This window comes from Limibacillus sp. (assembly GCA_037379885.1).
In the GTDB taxonomy this organism is placed as follows: Bacteria; Pseudomonadota; Alphaproteobacteria; order Kiloniellales; family CECT-8803; genus JARRJC01.
Map to the genome: position 1 here is coordinate 1 of JARRJC010000034.1, position 15,104 is coordinate 15,104.

Consider the following 15,104-nt stretch of genomic DNA (forward strand, 5'->3'; position numbering starts at 1 on the left):
CCTGCACCCATCAGGGCGCGCTCTCCTTCTCCTGGCGTCTGATCCTGGCGCCCGAAGAGATCCTCGACTATCTGGTCGCCCACGAGGTCGCGCACCTGGTGGGTGCAGGACCCCCAGCGGCTTCTGGTGTCGCGCACCGTGACGCGGGTCACCTTGCGCTCCAGCCGCGCGGCCATCTCCCGGGCCCGCCAGACCAGCTCGCTCTTGGCCTCGGCCTTCAGGTAGTCGGCGACACGCCGGGGCAGGTGTTCGGGCCTGCCGGAGACGTAGAGGCGCCCGGCCTCCCGCCAGACGCCGCGCCGCGCTTCGGGCAGCGAGACGATCTCGTGCGTGACGCCCAGGATGGGAAGGCTGCCGCCCGGCTCGAAGGCGATGCGCCGGGGCAGGCGCTTCAGCCGTTCGGCCAGCCAGCCCCGGTTCTTCTCGAGGAAGGCCAGCGCCTCCCGGTTGGAGAAACCCGGCGGCAAGGTCAGGGCCGCCGCGCCCTCGGCGGCGTCCAGGCGCAGGATGACGCGGCGCGCGCGGCTGTTGCGCTTGACCTTCAAGGGCAAGCTGCGCCCCTCGATCTCCAGCGTTTCCGGTAAGTCTGGCTGACCCCACATGCCTTATCTTTTAGAGCGCGCGCCAGAGTCTCGGCAAGCAGGTCGTCTCGGCAAGCGCGTCAGGCTTTCCCCGCCAACTGCTTTTCGAGCGCGAGCAGCGCTTCCTTGCGCGGCAGGCCCCAGCGGTAGCCGCCCAGGCCGCCGTCCGAACGCAGCGCCCGGTGGCAGGGGATCAGCAGCGAGACCGGGTTGGAGCCGCAGGCCGTGCCGACCGCGCGCTGTCCCTGAGGCTGGCCCAGCGCCTCGGCGATCTGCCGGTAGCTGCGGGTCTCGCCCGGCGGGATCGCCAGCAGTTCCTGCCAGACCCGGCGCTGGAAGGCGGTCATGCGGATGTCGAGCGGCAGCTCCAGGTGCGGCGCCTGGCCGGAGAGGTAATCGAGGATGTCCTCGACCGCGGGGGCGAGCAGCGCGTCGTCCCTCTGGATGACCCGGGCCTGCGGAAACTCTGCGCGCAGTTCGCGCTCCAGCGGCGCGTCCTCCCCCAGGGCGACGAAGCAGACGCCCTTGGCGGTGGCGGCGACCAGCAGGCGGCCGAGGGTCGAGTCCACCAGGGTGAAGGCGATCTCCGCGCCCTTGCCGCCCTTGGCGTAGGAGGCGGGGGTCATGCCGAGCTGGCGCGCCGCGCGCTCGTAGACCCGGCTGGAGGAGCCGAAGCCCGCGCCGTAGGTGGCGCTGGCCACGCCCTCGCCCAGACGCAGTTCGGCGCGCAGCCGTTCGCCGCGCTTGGCGTCCAGGTACTCGCGCGGGGAGATGCCGAGGTGCTTCTTGAAGAGGCGTTGCAGGTGCCAGGGCGAGAGCCCGGCGGCCTCGGCCGTTTCGGCCAGCGTGGCGCCTTCCTCCAATCGGCTGTCGAGGAACAGGCAGGCGGCCTTCACGGCCTCAAGGGCGGGTTCGGGTTTTGTCATGGTGGCGGTCATGGTTTCCTGGGCTCCGGCGTTGTCGATCACTATCGCTCAACAACGGTGTTAGCCGAAAGCCCCCGGCGCGCTCTATCCGAAGCTTGCGCGCCCTCGTTTAGCCCGCGATCTTGGCGAGCGCGGCCGCGATCTCCTCCGGCGGCGTGCCGTGGGTGAAGAGCCGTACGAAGTTACCCTCCGGGTCCATCAGGATGAAGGCGCTGGTGTGGTCCATCAGGTAGTCGTTCTCGCCCCGCTCGTCGCCCTTCTTCGCGAAGACGCGAAAGCCCTTGGCGACGGCGGCGATCTCCTCCGGCGAGCCGGTCAGGCCGATCAGGCGCGGGTGGAAGTGCACCACGTAGTCGGCGAGGACTTCCGGCGTGTCCCGCTCGGGATCGATGGTGATGAAGAGCGGTTGGATGCGCGCCGCCGCCTCGGGGTCCTGGCGCTCCAGACGGCTCATCGCCTGACCCATGACCGCCAGGCTGGTGGGACAGACGTCCGGGCAGAAGGTGTAGCCGAAATAATAGAGCCGGAAGGAGCCTGCGAAGTCGCTGCGCGATACCGTGGAGCCGTCCTGGCTGGTCAGGCTGTAGTCGACGCCCAGGCTGCTTTCCTGCCCGGCGGTCGAGCTGTCGAAGGAGCCGCCGTCCAGTTGTCCGCGCGGCTGCATGTAGAGCCAGCCCGCGAGGCCCAGCAGCAGGATCAGCAGGCCGATCAGGAAGATCACCAGGGCGCGGATCATGGGGTTCTGCGGCATCGGGCGGCCTCCTTTAGCTTTGGGCGGCGTGGGGCCTGGGGTCCAGGTTGACCGTCACGACGCGCCAGGCCTCCGGCCCGTGGCCGCCTTCGGGCCAGTGCTGGATGCGGGTCACCGAGCAGTTGTCGATGGAAAAGCCCAGCGCGCGCTCCGGCGAGAGGTCGAGCGCCAGGGCGAGAGCGGCGCGGATGGTGCCGCCGTGGGCGAAGGCGACGATGTCCTCGCCCCGCCGCGCCAGCGATATCTCGCGGATCGCGGGATGCACGCGCTCCATCAGGTCGATGAAGGACTCGCCGCCCTTGGGCCGCGTCTCGGCGGGGGCCAGCCAGAAGCGGTGCCCCTCCGGCCCCGCCCGGGTCGAAAGTTCCTCATAGCGCAGGCCCTGCCACTCGCCGAAGTGCTGCTCGGCGAAGGCGGCCACGGGCTCCAGCGGCTCGCCGCCCGGGTTGCGGTGGCGCTGCACCGCCTCGGCGGTGTCGCGGGTGCGCCGCAGGTTGGAGGTGAGCCAGAGCGCGCCTTCCGGCAGAATCCGGGCGAGGCCGGTGAAGTAGCCCTCCTCCCCGCAGTCGCCGGGCAGGTCCGTTTGGCCATAGATGCGCCCGCCGTGGCTGGTCACGGGGGCGTGGCGGATCCACCACCAGGTCGTGGGCGCAGTCTCGCTCATGAAGCTTTCCGCTCCTCGGTTTTGTCTCCAGCCCGCTAGATAAGGGCTTTGACGCCCGCCCGCAATCGCGACGGCTTGCCGCGCGGCATCAGGAGTGCAGCATGGCCGCCACGCTCAGCACCGCCATCTCCGCCAGTTGCTCGGCCGCGCCCAGCACGTCGCCGGTGTAGCCCTGGATCTGCCTCAGCGCGAGCCAGCGCAGCGCCAGGGCCGCCGCCGCTGCCGCCAGGATCAGCCCGAGGGCGGGCCCGAGCCCCAGGCCGGGACCGGCCAGCAATAGCGTCAGCAGCACCCCGCCGCCCAAGGCGGTCCAGAGCACCGCGCCGCGCGGCGGCTCGTGGTAGGAGGCAAGGCCGGTGGTGTTGGCCTGGGGCGTCACCGCCATGAAGCCGGGGATGACCGTGCGGCCCAGGATGTGCGCGACCGGCAGCACGGCCCAGAGCGCGCCGGCCTCGATGACGGCGGCCAGGGCCGCTGCGCGGATCGCGATGGAAAGGATCAGGGCCGCCGCCCCATAGGTGCCGGTGCGGCTGTCCTTCATGATCTCCAGCTTGCGCTGCCGCTCGAACGCGCCGCCGAAGCCGTCGGCCAGGTCGGTCAGGCCGTCCTCGTGGAAGCAGCCGGTCAAGAGGATCGACCCGCCGACGGCCAGCAGCGCCGCCAGCAGCGGCGGCGCTCCCGCCCAGAGCGCCAGGGCCGCGAGCCCCGCCGAGGCCAGGCCAATGCCGAGGCCGACGAACGGCAGGCAGCGGAGCGCGCGGCTCAGGTCCTTGGGTCCGATCTCTCCCCGGTAGCGCAGCGGCACGCGCGTGAAGAAGATCGTCGCGATGGTCAGATCGCGCTGGATCTCTTTGATGCCGCCGAACGCCATGTGACCCGCCCCTTGATCCCGGACTTGGGATTCCGTTGCCGTTGTGGAGGCTTTGCGGTTATCACTGCCGCCCGGGTTCGGCAAGTCACGATGAGAGAGGCCAGAGGCGATGAGCAGCGACCAATCACCCGTCAGCTTCGAGGAAATCCGCAAGCTTCTGCGCGAGCTGCCGGGTCCCGACCTGGAGGCGGCGGCGCTCGCCGAGGAGCGGCAGGCGCAGCTGACCAAGCCCGCGGGCTCGCTCGGGCGGCTGGAGGAACTGGCGGTCTGGCTCGCCACCTGGCAGGGCCGCGCCCAGCCCTCGCTCGACCGGCCGCGCGTCGCGGTCTTCGCCGGCAATCACGGCGTGGCGGCGCAGGGCGTCTCCGCCTATCCGCCGGAGGTCACCCAGCAGATGGTGCGGAACTTCATTTCCGGCGGCGCGGCGGTGAACCAGCTGGCCGGGCTCGCCGACGCCGATCTCCGGGTCTACGAAATGGCGCTCGAAAGCCCGACCGGGGACATCTCCCAGGGGCCGGCCATGAGCGAGGAGGCCTGCGCGCGCGCCATGGCCTACGGCATGATGGCCGTGGAGGCGGGTTTCGACGTCATGGCGCTGGGCGAGATGGGCATCGCCAACACCACCAGCGCGGCGGCGCTTTGCCTGGCGCTCTTCGGCGGCAAGGCCGAGGACTGGGTCGGGCGCGGCACCGGGCTGGACGACCAGCGTCTGGTCCACAAGGCCGGCGTCGTCGCAGCAGCGCTCGAGGCGAACGCGGCGGCCAAGGGCGATCCCTTGGAGGTTCTGCGCTGCCTTGGCGGACAGGAGCTGGCCGCCATCGCCGGGGCGATCCTGGCGGCGCGTCTCGCCAAGACGCCAGTGCTGCTGGACGGCTTCGCCTGCACCGCGGCGGCGGCGGTGATCCATGCCCTCGACCCGCGCGCGATCGATCACTGCCTGGTCTCCCACCGCTCCGCCGAGCAGGCCCACGCCAAGCTCTGCGAGGCGCTGGGCAAGAAGCCGCTGCTCGATCTGGACATGCGGCTGGGCGAGGCGTCGGGTGCGACGCTCGCCATCCTGCTCGCCAAGGCGGCGGCGGCCTGCCACAACGGCATGGCGAGCTTCGAGGACGCCGGGGTCAGCGGCCCGGCGGCCGGCTGAGAAAGACGGGGCCCATGGCGCGCTTCACGCCGCGCGGCGGCGTCCTTCTGGAGACCAGGCCCAGCGCCAGCCGAGTCCGGCTGCGCCTTCTGACCCGGATCCGCTGGGTCGCGGTGGTCGGGCAGGCGGGCGGCCTGCTCGCCGGGCAGTATCTCTTCGGGATCACGCTGCCGCTTCTGCCCGCCTTCCTGGTGGTCGCCGTCTCGACCCTGCTGAACCTCCTGATCCAGCGTTACCGCCCCAGCGGGCTTTGGCTCGGAGACCGGGAGGCCGCGCTCTACCTGGGTTACGACCTGCTGCAACTGGGTGTGCTGCTGTCGCTGACCGGGGGCCTGACCAATCCCTTCGCGATCCTGATCCTGGCGCCGATCACGGTCTCCGCTTCGCTCCTGTCGCGCAGCGCGACCCTGGCGCTGTCGGCCATGGGGCTGGTCGCCGTCAGCCTGCTGGCGCTGGTCTACATCCCCTTGCCCTGGCATCAGTTCGGCGTGGAGATCCAGCCTCTCTATCTGGCGGGCCTCTGGGGGTCCCTGGTGATCGCGATCGTGTTCATCGCGGCCTACGTCTATTCCATGTCCTCAGAAGCGCAGACCCTCGCCAACGCACTGCGTGCGGCGGAGCTGGCCTTGGAGCGCGAGCAGCGCCTGTCCGCGGTGGGCGCGCTGGCCGCCGCCGCCGCGCACGAGCTGGGCACGCCGCTTTCCACCATCGCCCTGATCGCCCCGGACCTGGAGCGGGGCGCGCCCGATGAAGACTCGCTCGAACAGGACCTGGCTTTGCTCCAGGAGGAAAGCGCGCGCTGCCGCGAGATTCTCAATCGCCTGGTGGCCGATCCGGCCTCGGACGGCGGCGCGCCCTACCACAGGATACCCGCCGAGGCGCTGGTGGAACTGGCGGCCAAGCCCTACCTGCGGGACGGCGTGGAGCTTGAGGTGCGCTGCCTGCCGCCCGAGGGCGAAAGCGCAGCGGATCAGCCGGGCGTGCGCCGTTCTCCAGCGCTGGTGCAGGGACTTGGCATGCTGCTCCAGAACGCCCTTCAGTTCGCGCAAGAGAAGGTCGAGGCGACGCTCTCCTGGGATGCCGGAACGCTGCGCCTGACGCTGCATGACGACGGGCCGGGTTTCGACGCCGCCCGCCTGGAAAAGCTGGGACAGCCCTACGTGGGCGAGGGATCGCGCCGCCGGGCAGCCCGAGGCGAGCCCGACGGCCGGCAGGAAAGCCCGCACATGGGGCTCGGTATCTTCATCGCGCACGCCCTGCTGGCGCGAAGCGGCGCGCGCCTTCTGTTCGAGAATCACCCCGCAGGCGGGGCGACCGTTGAGATCACCTGGGATCGCGCCACATTGGATTTGCAAGACGAGGACCAAACTGCCGGGTTAAGATCAAGGTGATGAACGGGACACAAAGGGAAGAGGCCGCCGCCGTGGAGCTTGCCGCGAAAAGCCTGCTGATCTGTGACGACGACGAGCGTTTCGGCGAGCGCTTGGCGACGGCCATGGAACGGCGCGGGTTCCAGGTGCGCGTGGCCTCCTCGGTCGCCGCGGGAATCGAAGAGGCGCGCCGTGATGCGCCTCACTATGCAGTGGTCGATCTGCGCCTGGGCGACGGCAGCGGCTTGGACGTGGTCCAGGCCGTGCACGACGCCAGGGAGGATGCGCGGGTCGTGGTGCTGACCGGCTACGGCAACATCGCGACCGCGGTCGCCGCCGTGAAGGTGGGGGCGGTGGACTACCTGCCCAAGCCCGCTGACGCCGACCAGATCGAGGCTGCCCTCCTGACCGAGGACGAGCTGCTGCCGCCGCCGCCGGAAAACCCCATGAGCGCCGACCGCGTCCGCTGGGAGCATATCCAGCGGGTCTACGAGCAGTGTGGCAACAACGTGTCGGAGACCGCCCGCCGCCTGCGCATGCACCGCCGCACCCTGCAGCGCATTCTTGCCAAGTACGCGCCCCGCGCCTAAGCGCGAATCTTTTCTTTATGAAAATTGCCACGGAGCCGTCACAAGCCGCTCCCGGTTCTCTGCTACCATGATGGCTCCTCTGAGGGAGAGGTCATGCGACTGGCACGAAGAGATGAGGCGCGGAACCCGCCGCCCGGCGTCGCCGCCGCGCCGCCCGGCACGCGGGTCTATGCGGTCGGCGACTGCCACGGCAGGCTCGACCTGCTGCGCCGTCTGGAGTCCGCGATCGCAAAGGACGCCGAGGCGGCCGCGCCGGAGCGGGCTGTGGTTGTCTATCTGGGCGACTACGTCGACCGGGGGCCGGAGTCCGCCGGGGTCATCGAGCACCTGATCGCCGAGCCGCTGACGGGCTTCGAGAGCGTCCATCTGATCGGCAACCACGAGGCCATGATGCTGGAGTTCCTGCGGCTGGGAGACGCCGCCGGGCTCATCTGGCTGATCAACGGCGGGGAGGAAACGCTCGCCAGCTATGGCGTCGATGTGGCGGGCGGGCGTGATTCAGACCGTCCGCTGAGCCGTCTGCGCGCCGACCTCGAAGAACGTTTGCCGGAGAGCCACCGCCGGTTCCTGGAAGGATTGCAGCGGACCCACCGCGAAGGCGGCTACCTCTTCGTCCACGCGGGCGTCGATCCGCTGAGGCCCCTGGACAAGCAGGACCCGGAGGATCTGATCTGGATCCGCGAGCCCTTCCTCAATGACTCGAATGAACTCGGGCAGGTCGTGGTCCATGGCCACACGCCCTCGCGCCTGCCGGTCGAACGCCCGAACCGCATCGGCGTCGATACCGGGGCCGTCTACGGCGGCGCGCTCACCGCTGTGGTGCTGGAAGGCGCGACGCGCCGTTATCTGGAGGTGGCCTGAGCCGCATCCCTAGCCAAAGGCATAGGCGTCCATCGCCAGCGTTCCGTAAGTGAAGGAGCGGTGCAGCGCCCGCGCCTTGCCGCCACCGCCGCCGCCGCCACTCCCGGCGCCCAGCGCGACATAGAAGGGCAGCAGGTGCTCGTCGCTGGGGTGGGCGTGGACCGCGTGGGGCGCGCGGGCGCGGTAGTCGAGCAGCGCTTCGCGGTCCCCGGCCTCGGCCTTTTCAGCCATCCAGTTGGCGAAGGCGCGCGGCCATTCCGGGGTCGGTGCCTTGGCCTCGCCCCAGGCGAGATCGCGCAGGTTATGGGTGAGCGCGCCGGTCGCCAGGATCAGGACGCCTTCGTCGCGCAGAGGCGCCAGCGCCGCGCCCAGGGCGGCGTGGTAGGCCGGGTCGCGGTCCGGCTGGATCGAGAGTTGGGTGACCGGCAGGTCCGCATCAGGCATGCCGAGCAGGAGCGGCATCCAGGCGCCGTGATCGAGACCGCGATCGGGGTCGCGCGCCACCTCGAAGCCGGCCTCCTCCAGCAAAGCCGCCGTGCGCTCCGCCAGGGCCGGCGCGCCGGGCGCGGGGTATTGCATCTGGTAGAGCGCCTCGGGAAAGCCCCGGAAGTCGTGGATCGTCGCGGGCTTCTCCGCCAGGGAGACGCTGGGCTTTTCCGTCTCCCAATGGGCGGAGACCACGAGGATCGCCTTGGGCCTTGGCAGCAGGCCGCCGAGACTCTTGAGGAAATCCCGTGCGGGTGAGTCCTCCAGAATGGTCATGGGCGAGCCGTGGGAAACGAAGACGGCGGGTTGGCGCTCGGTCATGGTTCGGGCCTTTCAAAGGAGGCGGCAAGCGTGCCTTACGAACAGGATAAGGCCTTTGGGGCCGGGCGCGACAATATTGCAGCGCTGCAATGGCGTCTTGCGCTACCTTCGCCCGCATGACGCCGCTCGATCATCTGCTCTATGGCTTGGCCTGGCTCTCCTTCGGACTGCTGCACTCGCTGCTTGCGCGCGAAGGCGCCAAGCAGCGCCTCGGCGGGCTCCTCGGTGGCGGCTACCGTCTCGCCTACAATGGCTTTGCGCTCTTGCATATTCTGGCGGTCGCCGGCTTCGGGGATTGGCTGGCCCGGGGCGGGGCTGGTGGGAATTTCACCGCGCGTCCGGACTGGCTCTCCTGGCTGCAGAGCGCCCTCGCCCTCGCCGGTTTCGCGGTCATGCTGCTGGCCTTGCGCAGCTACGATCTCGGCCGCTTCGGCGGACTGACCCAGTTCCGGCAGAAGATTCCGCCGCACACCCAAGCCGCCGAGGAGCCGCTGGTGATCTCCGGCCTGCACCGCTACGTGCGCCACCCGATCTACTTCGGCCTGCTGCTCTTCGTCTGGGGTCTGGCGCGCGATCAGCTGTCGCTGGCGACGGCCTTTTGGGCAAGCCTTTATCTGGTGATCGGCAGCCGCTTCGAAGAGCGCGATCTCTTGCGCCGCTTCGGGGAGTCCTATGCCGACTACCGGCGGCGTGTCCCGGCGCTGATCCCTTGGCGCGGGCGGAGGGAAAGCTAGCCGAAGCGCGGGTCGAGCGCGGTCAGCAGGCGGTTCCCGGCCAGCCGCGCGAAGCGTAGCGTCAGCGCCTTGCGCCGCGCGGCGGCCAGCGGTGTCAGCGGCGACTCGCGCAGGATTTCCGCCTGGAAGGCATCGCAGATCATCAGGCCCGGTTCGGCGGGCAAGACCTCGCGGGGAAAGTCCGCGGGCACGGCGAAGTAGAAGAGGTCGCAGAACTCCAGGTACTGCTCCCACTTCTGGTCCGCCTTGAAGTCGGCCAGAGAGGATTTCACCTCGACCACCGCGATGCGGCCCTTGTCGTCCAGGGCCATCACGTCGACTCGCCGGCCGGTCTTCAGCGAAACCTCGAAAAGGCAGGACCAGCCCAGGTCGGTCAGGCCGCGCGCCACGCCGCGCGCCAGCCGGTGGCCGGGCGCCAGCGCCTCCAGGGACTCCTCCTTCTCAAGACCGTCGCGACTCGTCATGCCCGCGAGTCTAGCAGGCCGCTGCTTGCCTTGTCGCGCCGGCCTCGGCCATGCTTGGCCCCACGCCCTCGGCCCCAAGCCCCAGGAGAGTTCAACCATGGTCCGCCGCTTCGCCGCCTTCGCCGTCCTCACCCTCTTCCTTCTGCCGCAGATTGCAGCGGCGCAGGAACAGGCGATCCTCTCCTACCTCGACCGGTTCCATCCGGTGCGCGCGCAGAACGGCATGGTCGCAACGCAGGAGGCCATCGCCAGTGAGGTCGGGCTCTCGATTCTCCAGCAGGGCGGCAACGCCGTGGACGCGGCGGTCGCCATCGGCTTCGCGCTGGCGGTGACGCTGCCGCGCGCGGGCAACCTGGGGGGCGGCGGCTTCATGATCATCCACGACGCCGAGACCGGGGAGACGGTGGCGCTCGACTACCGGGAGATGGCCCCGGCGGCGGCCAGCCGGGACATGTATCTGGCCGAAGACGGCGCGGTCGATCCCACCGCCTCGCGCTTTTCCCACCGCGCCTCCGGCGTGCCGGGGACCGTGGCCGGGTTGCTGGCCGCGCTGGAGCGCTACGGCAGCCTGCCGCGCGGCGCGGTGATCGAGCCCGCGATCGCCCTGGCCGAGGAGGGCTTCGAGGTCAGTCAGGCGCTGTCGGACTCCCTGAAGGCCTCGGAAGGCCGCCTCAGCCTTTTCCCGGCGGCGCGCGAGGTCTTCTTCAAGGGCGAGGACGACTACTACGAGCCGGGCGACATCCTGCGCCAGCCCGACCTGGCCCGGAGCCTGCGGCTGATCGTCGAGGCGGGCCCCTCGGCGTTCTACCAGGGCCCCATCGCGGTCAAGATCGCCGAGGAGATGGAGCGCAATGGCGGCCTGATCACGCTGGAGGATCTGGAAGCCTACCGCCCCGTCTTCCGCGAGCCGGTCAAGGGCAGCTACCGGGGCTACGACATCGCCTCCATGCCGCCGCCTTCCTCGGGCGGCGCGCACCTGATCCAGATACTCAATCTGCTGGAGGACTATCCGCTGGCCGAGATGGGCCACAACTCGGCGCTCTCGGTCCACATCATGGCCGAGGCCATGCGTCTCGCCTACGCTGACCGCAGCCTGCACCTGGGCGACAGCGACTTCGTGCCGGTGCCGCTTTCGGGCCTCACCTCCAAAGCCTACGCCGATGAACTGCGCCCCAAGATCGACAGCTACCGCGCCACGCCCTCCAGCCAAGTGAATCCCGGCAACCCGGCGCCCTACGAGAGCAACCAGACGACCCACTTCTCGGTCATGGACGCGAAGGGCAATGCGGTCGCCAACACCTACACCATCAACTTCAGCTACGGCAGCGGCATCATGGCCGAGGGCACCGGCATCCTGCTCAACAACGAGATGGACGACTTTTCCGCCAAGCCCGGCGTTCCCAACGCCTACGGCCTGATCGGCGGGGAGGCGAACGCCATCGAGGCGGGCAAGCGCCCGCTCTCCTCCATGACGCCCACCATCGTCTTCAAGGAGGGCGAGCCCTTCCTGGTGACGGGCAGTCCCGGCGGCAGCCGCATCATCACCACCACGCTTCAGATCATCCTGAACGTGGTCGACCACGGCATGAACATCGCCGAGGCGACGGCCGCGCCGCGCGTCCATCACCAGTGGCTGCCCGACGAGCTGCGGGTGGAGGAGGGCATGAGCCCCGACACCCTCGCGCTGCTGCGCGCCCGCGGGCATGAGATCGCGGTCAAGAACGCCATGGGCTCGACCCAGTCGATCCTGAAGACGGAGGAGGGGCTGACAGGCGCTTCCGACCCGCGCAGTCCCGGCGCGCTCACCCTTGGCTACTGAGCCGCCGGCCGCTATTAACCATTGCGCTATTGAGGCCCCGCCGGGGACTTGCTAAGGAACTCCCATGCAGCAGGACATTCGCATCGCCCCCTCCATCCTCTCCGCCGACTTCGCCAAGCTGGGCGAGGAGGTGCGGGCCATAGACGCGGGCGGCTGCGACTATGTCCACATCGACGTGATGGACGGCCACTTCGTGCCGAACCTCACCATCGGACCCGGCGTGGTGAAGGCGCTTAGGCCGCACACGGAAAAGACCTTCGACGTCCACCTGATGATTTCCCCCGTCGACCTCTTCGTGGAGGACTTCGCAAAGGCGGGCGCGGACATCATCACGGTTCACCCCGAAGCGGGTCCGCACATTCACCGCACGCTCCAGCTCATCAAGTCGCTGGGCAAGAAGGCCGGCGTCTCGCTCAATCCCGGCACGCCGGTCTCGGCGGTCGAGCACATCATGGATCTGGTCGACCTGGTCCTGGTGATGTCGGTCAATCCGGGTTTCGGCGGGCAGAAGTTCATCCCCTCGGCCCTGGACAAGATCGCCAGATTGCGGGAGATGATCGACGCCAGCGGACGGCAGATCGACCTGGAGGTCGACGGCGGCATCAACCTGGAGACGGCGCCGCTCGCCATCCAGGCGGGCGCCGATGTCCTGGTGGCCGGGACCGCCACCTTCACCGGCGGGCCGGAGGCATACGCGGCCAACATCAAGGCGCTGAAAGGCGGCTGAGAGGCCGCGCAGGCGGCCAGCAAGGGAAACGACGGGCGACGATGGATGCCGAGACGGCCGACCTGAACAGCCCGGAGGCGCTAGAGCCCTCGGATATCCGCCTGGGCCGCGAGCCCGGACGCTGGCGCTTCCTGCCCAAACGCCTGCTTTTCCAACGTCTGCGCTACCGCTTGCGCGTCGCCTTCCTGCGCCTGCCCGGCGCCTGCAAGCCGCTTCCCGGCTGTCACGGCACGGCGCTCATCTTCAGCCACAGCGACATCTGGCCGGGCGACCTGGAGTCAGGGCGCGCCCTGCTGACCGACGGTTACTTCCTGGCCGGCGAGTACCTGGAGAACCCGGAGCCGCTCTGGACCACGCCCAAGGCCTCGCGCGACTGGAAGGAGGGGCTGCACGCTTTCGATTGGCTGCGCGACCTGCGCAGCGCGGGCGGCGATCAGGCCCGCCGCAAGGCGCGCGATCTGACCGCGCTCTGGCTGGCGAACTACGCGCGCGGCTGGGACGGGCTCGCCTGGGCGCCTCAGGTGCTGGGGCGGCGGCTGGCCAACATCCTGGGTCACTTCGAATACTACGCCGCCAATGCCGAGCCGCCCTTCCAGGCCGCCCTAATCGATTCGCTGGGCCGTCAGGCGCGGCACCTCGCCAAGGTGCTGCCCGCGGGGCTCACCGGCTCCGACCTGCTGGCCGCGATCAAGGGTCTCAGCTTCGCGGCGCTCTCCCTGCCGGGCGGGGAGACCTTGCTGCCGCGCGCCCGCGCGCTTCTGGAGGAGGAACTGGAGCGTCAGGTGCTGCTGGACGGCGGGCAGGCCGAGCGCGACCCCTTCGCCCAGGTGGCGGTGCTGCGCGATCTGATCGACCTGCGCGCCCTGTTCCACGCCGCCGGGGAGGAGCCGCCCGCCGAGCTGACCCTGGCGATCGAGCGCATGGGCCCCTTCCTGCGGCTGCTGCGCCACGGCGACGGCGGCCTGCCGCTCTTCAACGGCGGGTTGGAGGGCCCGGCCTGGTACCTCGACCTGCTGCTGCAACGCGCGGGCGGGCGCTCGCGGCCCTTCTACGCGGCGCCCCAGGCGGGCTTTCAGCGGCTCCAGGCCGGGCGCAGCGTGCTGGTGGCCGACAGCGGACGGCCCCCGCCCGCCGGGCTCGACGGCGCGGCCCACGCCGGTACGCTCTCCTTCGAGATGTCGGTCGGGCGCGAGCGCATGATCGTCAACTGCGGCAGCCATCCCTTCAGCGAGCGCTGGCGCAGCCTGCTGCGCGGCACGGCGGCGCACTCCACGCTCTGTTTCGATGGCCGCAACTCCTCCCAGCTCCTGGCCGAGGGCGGGCTCGGCAAGCGCGCCGGTGACGTGCGCTGCCGCCGCGAGGAGCAGGAGGGCAACGTCTGGCTCCAGCTTTCCCACGACGGCTACCGCGAGCGCTATGGCCTGATCCACCACCGCCGCCTGTTCCTGGCGGCGGGCGGGGAGGACCTGCGCGGCGAGGACCGCCTGGAGGTGGTCGATCCGGAAAAGCTGACGGCGGCGGCGGGCGAGGGAAAGCTGGTCACGCTGCGCTTCCACCTGCACCCGGAAGTCGGCGCCAACCTCTCGCAGGGCGGCTCGCTCCTGCTGCGCCTGAAGCGTGGCGGCGGCTGGCGCTTCCACCAGACCGGCGGCGCGTTGAGCCTGGAGCCCAGCATCTACTTCGGCGGCTTTCCCGAGGTGCGCCGCTCCGAACAGATCGTCGTCACCGCCCCCCTCGACGGCCGCGACACCACCATCAAGTGGACCTTCAAGCGCGAGGGGCGGTGATCCGAGCTGCCTCCAATCCCTAGCTGCCCCCAACCCTGAGCAACACCGCCCCGCAGGCGACCAGGAGGGCGGCGGCGAGGCGGAGGGGGCCGAAGCCTTCGCCGAGGAAGAGCATGCCGATGGCCGCGGCCAGCACCACGGAGGTTTCGCGCAGGGCGATCACATGGGCCAGCGGCGCCACGCTCATGGCCCAGATGACGATGCCGTAGGCGACCCCGGAGATGATCCCGCCGATCAGCCCGCGCTTCCAGTACGGACGAAAGGGCGCCAGCGACCAGCCCCGGCGGCTGAGCGCGAAGAAGACCAGCGGCAGCGGCTCCAGGATGAAAAGCCAGACGATATAGGAAAACACCGTCTCGGCGGCCCGCCCGCCGATCCCGTCGATCAGCGAATAGCCGCCGATCGTGAACCCGGTCGCGAGCGCCAGCAGCACCGGGCTGCTGCCCGCCTTGAAGGCTTCCCGCTCGCCGCCCGACCGCCGCCGCCAGGCGAGCGAGATCAGGCCCGCCGAGAGGATCAGGAGGCCGATGCTCTCGAGCGGGGACAGCGTCTCGCCCAGGATCATAAAGGCGCCCAGGGCCACCAGGAGGGGCGCGGAGCCGCGCGCGATGGGATAGACCTGACTGAGGTCGCCGACCCGGTAGGCGCCGACCAGCGCGGCGTAATAGAGCGTATGCACCAGGGTCGAGCCCGCGATGCAGAGCCAGGCGAGCGGCGTGGGAAAGGGCACGAAGGGCAGGAACAGCAGGGCCGGCGGGATATGGAAGAAGATCACCAGCGTCTGCACCGCCAGCTTGTCGCCGCCCGACTTGACCAGCGCGTTCCAGCTGGCGTGCAGCAGTGCGGCCAGCAGCACCAGACCGTATACGAGATAGGGCGAGAACGAGGGCTCCAGGGTCAAGGTTGGGCTTCCATGGGGGCGGGCGGCCATAGAGGCGGGCAGCCCGAAGAGGCGCTTCATCGCAGGGAGTTATGGCTATAGCATGACGGATGCGGAGCGATCCCGCAGGA

Annotated in this window: 15 protein-coding genes and 2 pseudogenes; 9 read left to right on the forward strand and 8 right to left on the reverse strand. The window is 69.9% G+C overall.

Annotated features, from left to right (window positions below; all coding sequences use genetic code 11):
• Window positions 1-101 (forward strand): annotated as a pseudogene (locus P8X75_10830) (M48 family metallopeptidase).
• Window positions 102-155: 54 nt separating this feature from the next.
• On the opposite strand, the pseudogene P8X75_10835 reads toward P8X75_10830, so the two are convergent.
• The 5 genes and pseudogenes from P8X75_10835 to cobS all read right to left on the reverse strand — a co-directional run bounded on the left by P8X75_10835 (window position 156) and on the right by cobS (window position 3,793).
• Window positions 156-602 (reverse strand): annotated as a pseudogene (locus P8X75_10835) (DUF45 domain-containing protein).
• Between the two features lie 59 nt (window positions 603-661).
• The gene (locus tag P8X75_10840; GenBank protein MEJ1995687.1) at window positions 662-1,519 is read right to left on the reverse strand and encodes a methylated-DNA--[protein]-cysteine S-methyltransferase; all 858 of its coding nucleotides are present in this window, start codon (window positions 1,517-1,519) and stop codon (window positions 662-664) included.
• A gap of 97 nt (window positions 1,520-1,616) precedes the next feature.
• Window positions 1,617-2,258, reverse strand: a complete 642-nt coding sequence (locus P8X75_10845; protein MEJ1995688.1) for an SCO family protein — start codon at window positions 2,256-2,258, stop codon at window positions 1,617-1,619.
• Window positions 2,259-2,271: 13 nt separating this feature from the next.
• A complete protein-coding gene (locus tag P8X75_10850; protein MEJ1995689.1) occupies window positions 2,272-2,922 on the reverse strand; it encodes a histidine phosphatase family protein in 651 nt (216 codons plus the stop codon).
• Window positions 2,923-3,010: 88 nt separating this feature from the next.
• Window positions 3,011-3,793, reverse strand: a complete 783-nt coding sequence (gene cobS / locus P8X75_10855) for an adenosylcobinamide-GDP ribazoletransferase (GenBank protein MEJ1995690.1) — start codon at window positions 3,791-3,793, stop codon at window positions 3,011-3,013.
• Window positions 3,794-3,902: 109 nt separating this feature from the next.
• On the opposite strand from cobS, the gene cobT reads away from it, so the two are divergent.
• The 4 genes from cobT (at window position 3,903) to P8X75_10875 (ending at window position 7,755) form a co-directional block, all read left to right on the forward strand.
• Window positions 3,903-4,934 carry a nicotinate-nucleotide--dimethylbenzimidazole phosphoribosyltransferase gene (gene cobT / locus P8X75_10860; protein MEJ1995691.1) on the forward strand — a complete coding sequence of 344 codons (1,032 nt, stop codon included), beginning with the start codon at window positions 3,903-3,905 and terminating at the stop codon, window positions 4,932-4,934.
• Between the two features lie 14 nt (window positions 4,935-4,948).
• Window positions 4,949-6,325, forward strand: coding sequence for an ActS/PrrB/RegB family redox-sensitive histidine kinase (locus P8X75_10865; protein MEJ1995692.1), 1,377 nt, complete (start codon window positions 4,949-4,951; stop codon window positions 6,323-6,325).
• Window positions 6,325-6,894 carry an ActR/PrrA/RegA family redox response regulator transcription factor gene (locus tag P8X75_10870; protein MEJ1995693.1) on the forward strand — a complete coding sequence of 190 codons (570 nt, stop codon included), beginning with the start codon at window positions 6,325-6,327 and terminating at the stop codon, window positions 6,892-6,894. The genes P8X75_10865 and P8X75_10870 overlap by 1 nt, the downstream gene beginning before the upstream one ends.
• A 93-nt stretch (window positions 6,895-6,987) precedes the next feature.
• Entirely contained in the window at window positions 6,988-7,755 is a 768-nt protein-coding gene (locus P8X75_10875) for a metallophosphoesterase family protein (GenBank protein MEJ1995694.1), read from the forward strand.
• A gap of 9 nt (window positions 7,756-7,764) precedes the next feature.
• Here the strand turns inward: P8X75_10875 and P8X75_10880 are convergent, their stop codons facing one another.
• Window positions 7,765-8,562, reverse strand: a complete 798-nt coding sequence (locus tag P8X75_10880; GenBank protein MEJ1995695.1) for a class III extradiol ring-cleavage dioxygenase — start codon at window positions 8,560-8,562, stop codon at window positions 7,765-7,767.
• 89 nt (window positions 8,563-8,651) lie between these two features.
• Between P8X75_10880 and P8X75_10885 the strand changes: the two genes are divergently transcribed.
• Complete coding sequence (locus tag P8X75_10885) at window positions 8,652-9,296, forward strand: isoprenylcysteine carboxylmethyltransferase family protein (protein MEJ1995696.1); 645 nt, start codon at window positions 8,652-8,654, stop codon at window positions 9,294-9,296.
• Here P8X75_10885 and P8X75_10890 read toward each other — a convergent pair.
• Window positions 9,293-9,760: an MmcB family DNA repair protein gene (locus tag P8X75_10890; protein ID MEJ1995697.1), complete on the reverse strand. Its 468-nt coding sequence runs from the start codon at window positions 9,758-9,760 to the stop codon at window positions 9,293-9,295. The two genes, P8X75_10885 and P8X75_10890, sit on opposite strands and share 4 nt — an antisense overlap.
• A 97-nt stretch (window positions 9,761-9,857) precedes the next feature.
• On the opposite strand from P8X75_10890, the gene ggt reads away from it, so the two are divergent.
• From ggt to P8X75_10905, 3 genes are all read left to right on the forward strand, one after another.
• Complete coding sequence (gene ggt / locus P8X75_10895; GenBank protein ID MEJ1995698.1) at window positions 9,858-11,579, forward strand: gamma-glutamyltransferase; 1,722 nt, start codon at window positions 9,858-9,860, stop codon at window positions 11,577-11,579.
• Window positions 11,580-11,643: 64 nt separating this feature from the next.
• Window positions 11,644-12,306 carry a ribulose-phosphate 3-epimerase gene (gene rpe, locus P8X75_10900; GenBank protein MEJ1995699.1) on the forward strand — a complete coding sequence of 221 codons (663 nt, stop codon included), beginning with the start codon at window positions 11,644-11,646 and terminating at the stop codon, window positions 12,304-12,306.
• A 41-nt stretch (window positions 12,307-12,347) separates the two neighbouring features.
• Window positions 12,348-14,093, forward strand: a complete 1,746-nt coding sequence (locus P8X75_10905) for a heparinase II/III family protein (protein MEJ1995700.1) — start codon at window positions 12,348-12,350, stop codon at window positions 14,091-14,093.
• A 19-nt stretch (window positions 14,094-14,112) separates the two neighbouring features.
• On the opposite strand, the gene P8X75_10910 is transcribed toward P8X75_10905, so the two are convergent.
• Entirely contained in the window at window positions 14,113-14,994 is an 882-nt protein-coding gene (locus P8X75_10910; GenBank protein MEJ1995701.1) for a DMT family transporter, read from the reverse strand.
• Window positions 14,995-15,104 lie beyond the last annotated feature (110 nt).

Coding starts and splice junctions, on each gene's coding strand:
- P8X75_10840 (MEJ1995687.1), bottom strand. CDS start 1,519: ATGACCGCCACCATGACAAAACCCGAACCCGCCCTTGAGGCCGTGAAG.
- P8X75_10845 (MEJ1995688.1), bottom strand. CDS start 2,258: ATGCCGCAGAACCCCATGATCCGCGCCCTGGTGATCTTCCTGATCGGC.
- P8X75_10850 (MEJ1995689.1), bottom strand. CDS start 2,922: ATGAGCGAGACTGCGCCCACGACCTGGTGGTGGATCCGCCACGCCCCC.
- cobS (MEJ1995690.1), bottom strand. CDS start 3,793: ATGGCGTTCGGCGGCATCAAAGAGATCCAGCGCGATCTGACCATCGCG.
- cobT (MEJ1995691.1), top strand. CDS start 3,903: ATGAGCAGCGACCAATCACCCGTCAGCTTCGAGGAAATCCGCAAGCTT.
- P8X75_10865 (MEJ1995692.1), top strand. CDS start 4,949: ATGGCGCGCTTCACGCCGCGCGGCGGCGTCCTTCTGGAGACCAGGCCC.
- P8X75_10870 (MEJ1995693.1), top strand. CDS start 6,325: ATGAACGGGACACAAAGGGAAGAGGCCGCCGCCGTGGAGCTTGCCGCG.
- P8X75_10875 (MEJ1995694.1), top strand. CDS start 6,988: ATGCGACTGGCACGAAGAGATGAGGCGCGGAACCCGCCGCCCGGCGTC.
- P8X75_10880 (MEJ1995695.1), bottom strand. CDS start 8,562: ATGACCGAGCGCCAACCCGCCGTCTTCGTTTCCCACGGCTCGCCCATG.
- P8X75_10885 (MEJ1995696.1), top strand. CDS start 8,652: ATGGCGTCTTGCGCTACCTTCGCCCGCATGACGCCGCTCGATCATCTG.
- P8X75_10890 (MEJ1995697.1), bottom strand. CDS start 9,760: ATGACGAGTCGCGACGGTCTTGAGAAGGAGGAGTCCCTGGAGGCGCTG.
- ggt (MEJ1995698.1), top strand. CDS start 9,858: ATGGTCCGCCGCTTCGCCGCCTTCGCCGTCCTCACCCTCTTCCTTCTG.
- rpe (MEJ1995699.1), top strand. CDS start 11,644: ATGCAGCAGGACATTCGCATCGCCCCCTCCATCCTCTCCGCCGACTTC.
- P8X75_10905 (MEJ1995700.1), top strand. CDS start 12,348: ATGGATGCCGAGACGGCCGACCTGAACAGCCCGGAGGCGCTAGAGCCC.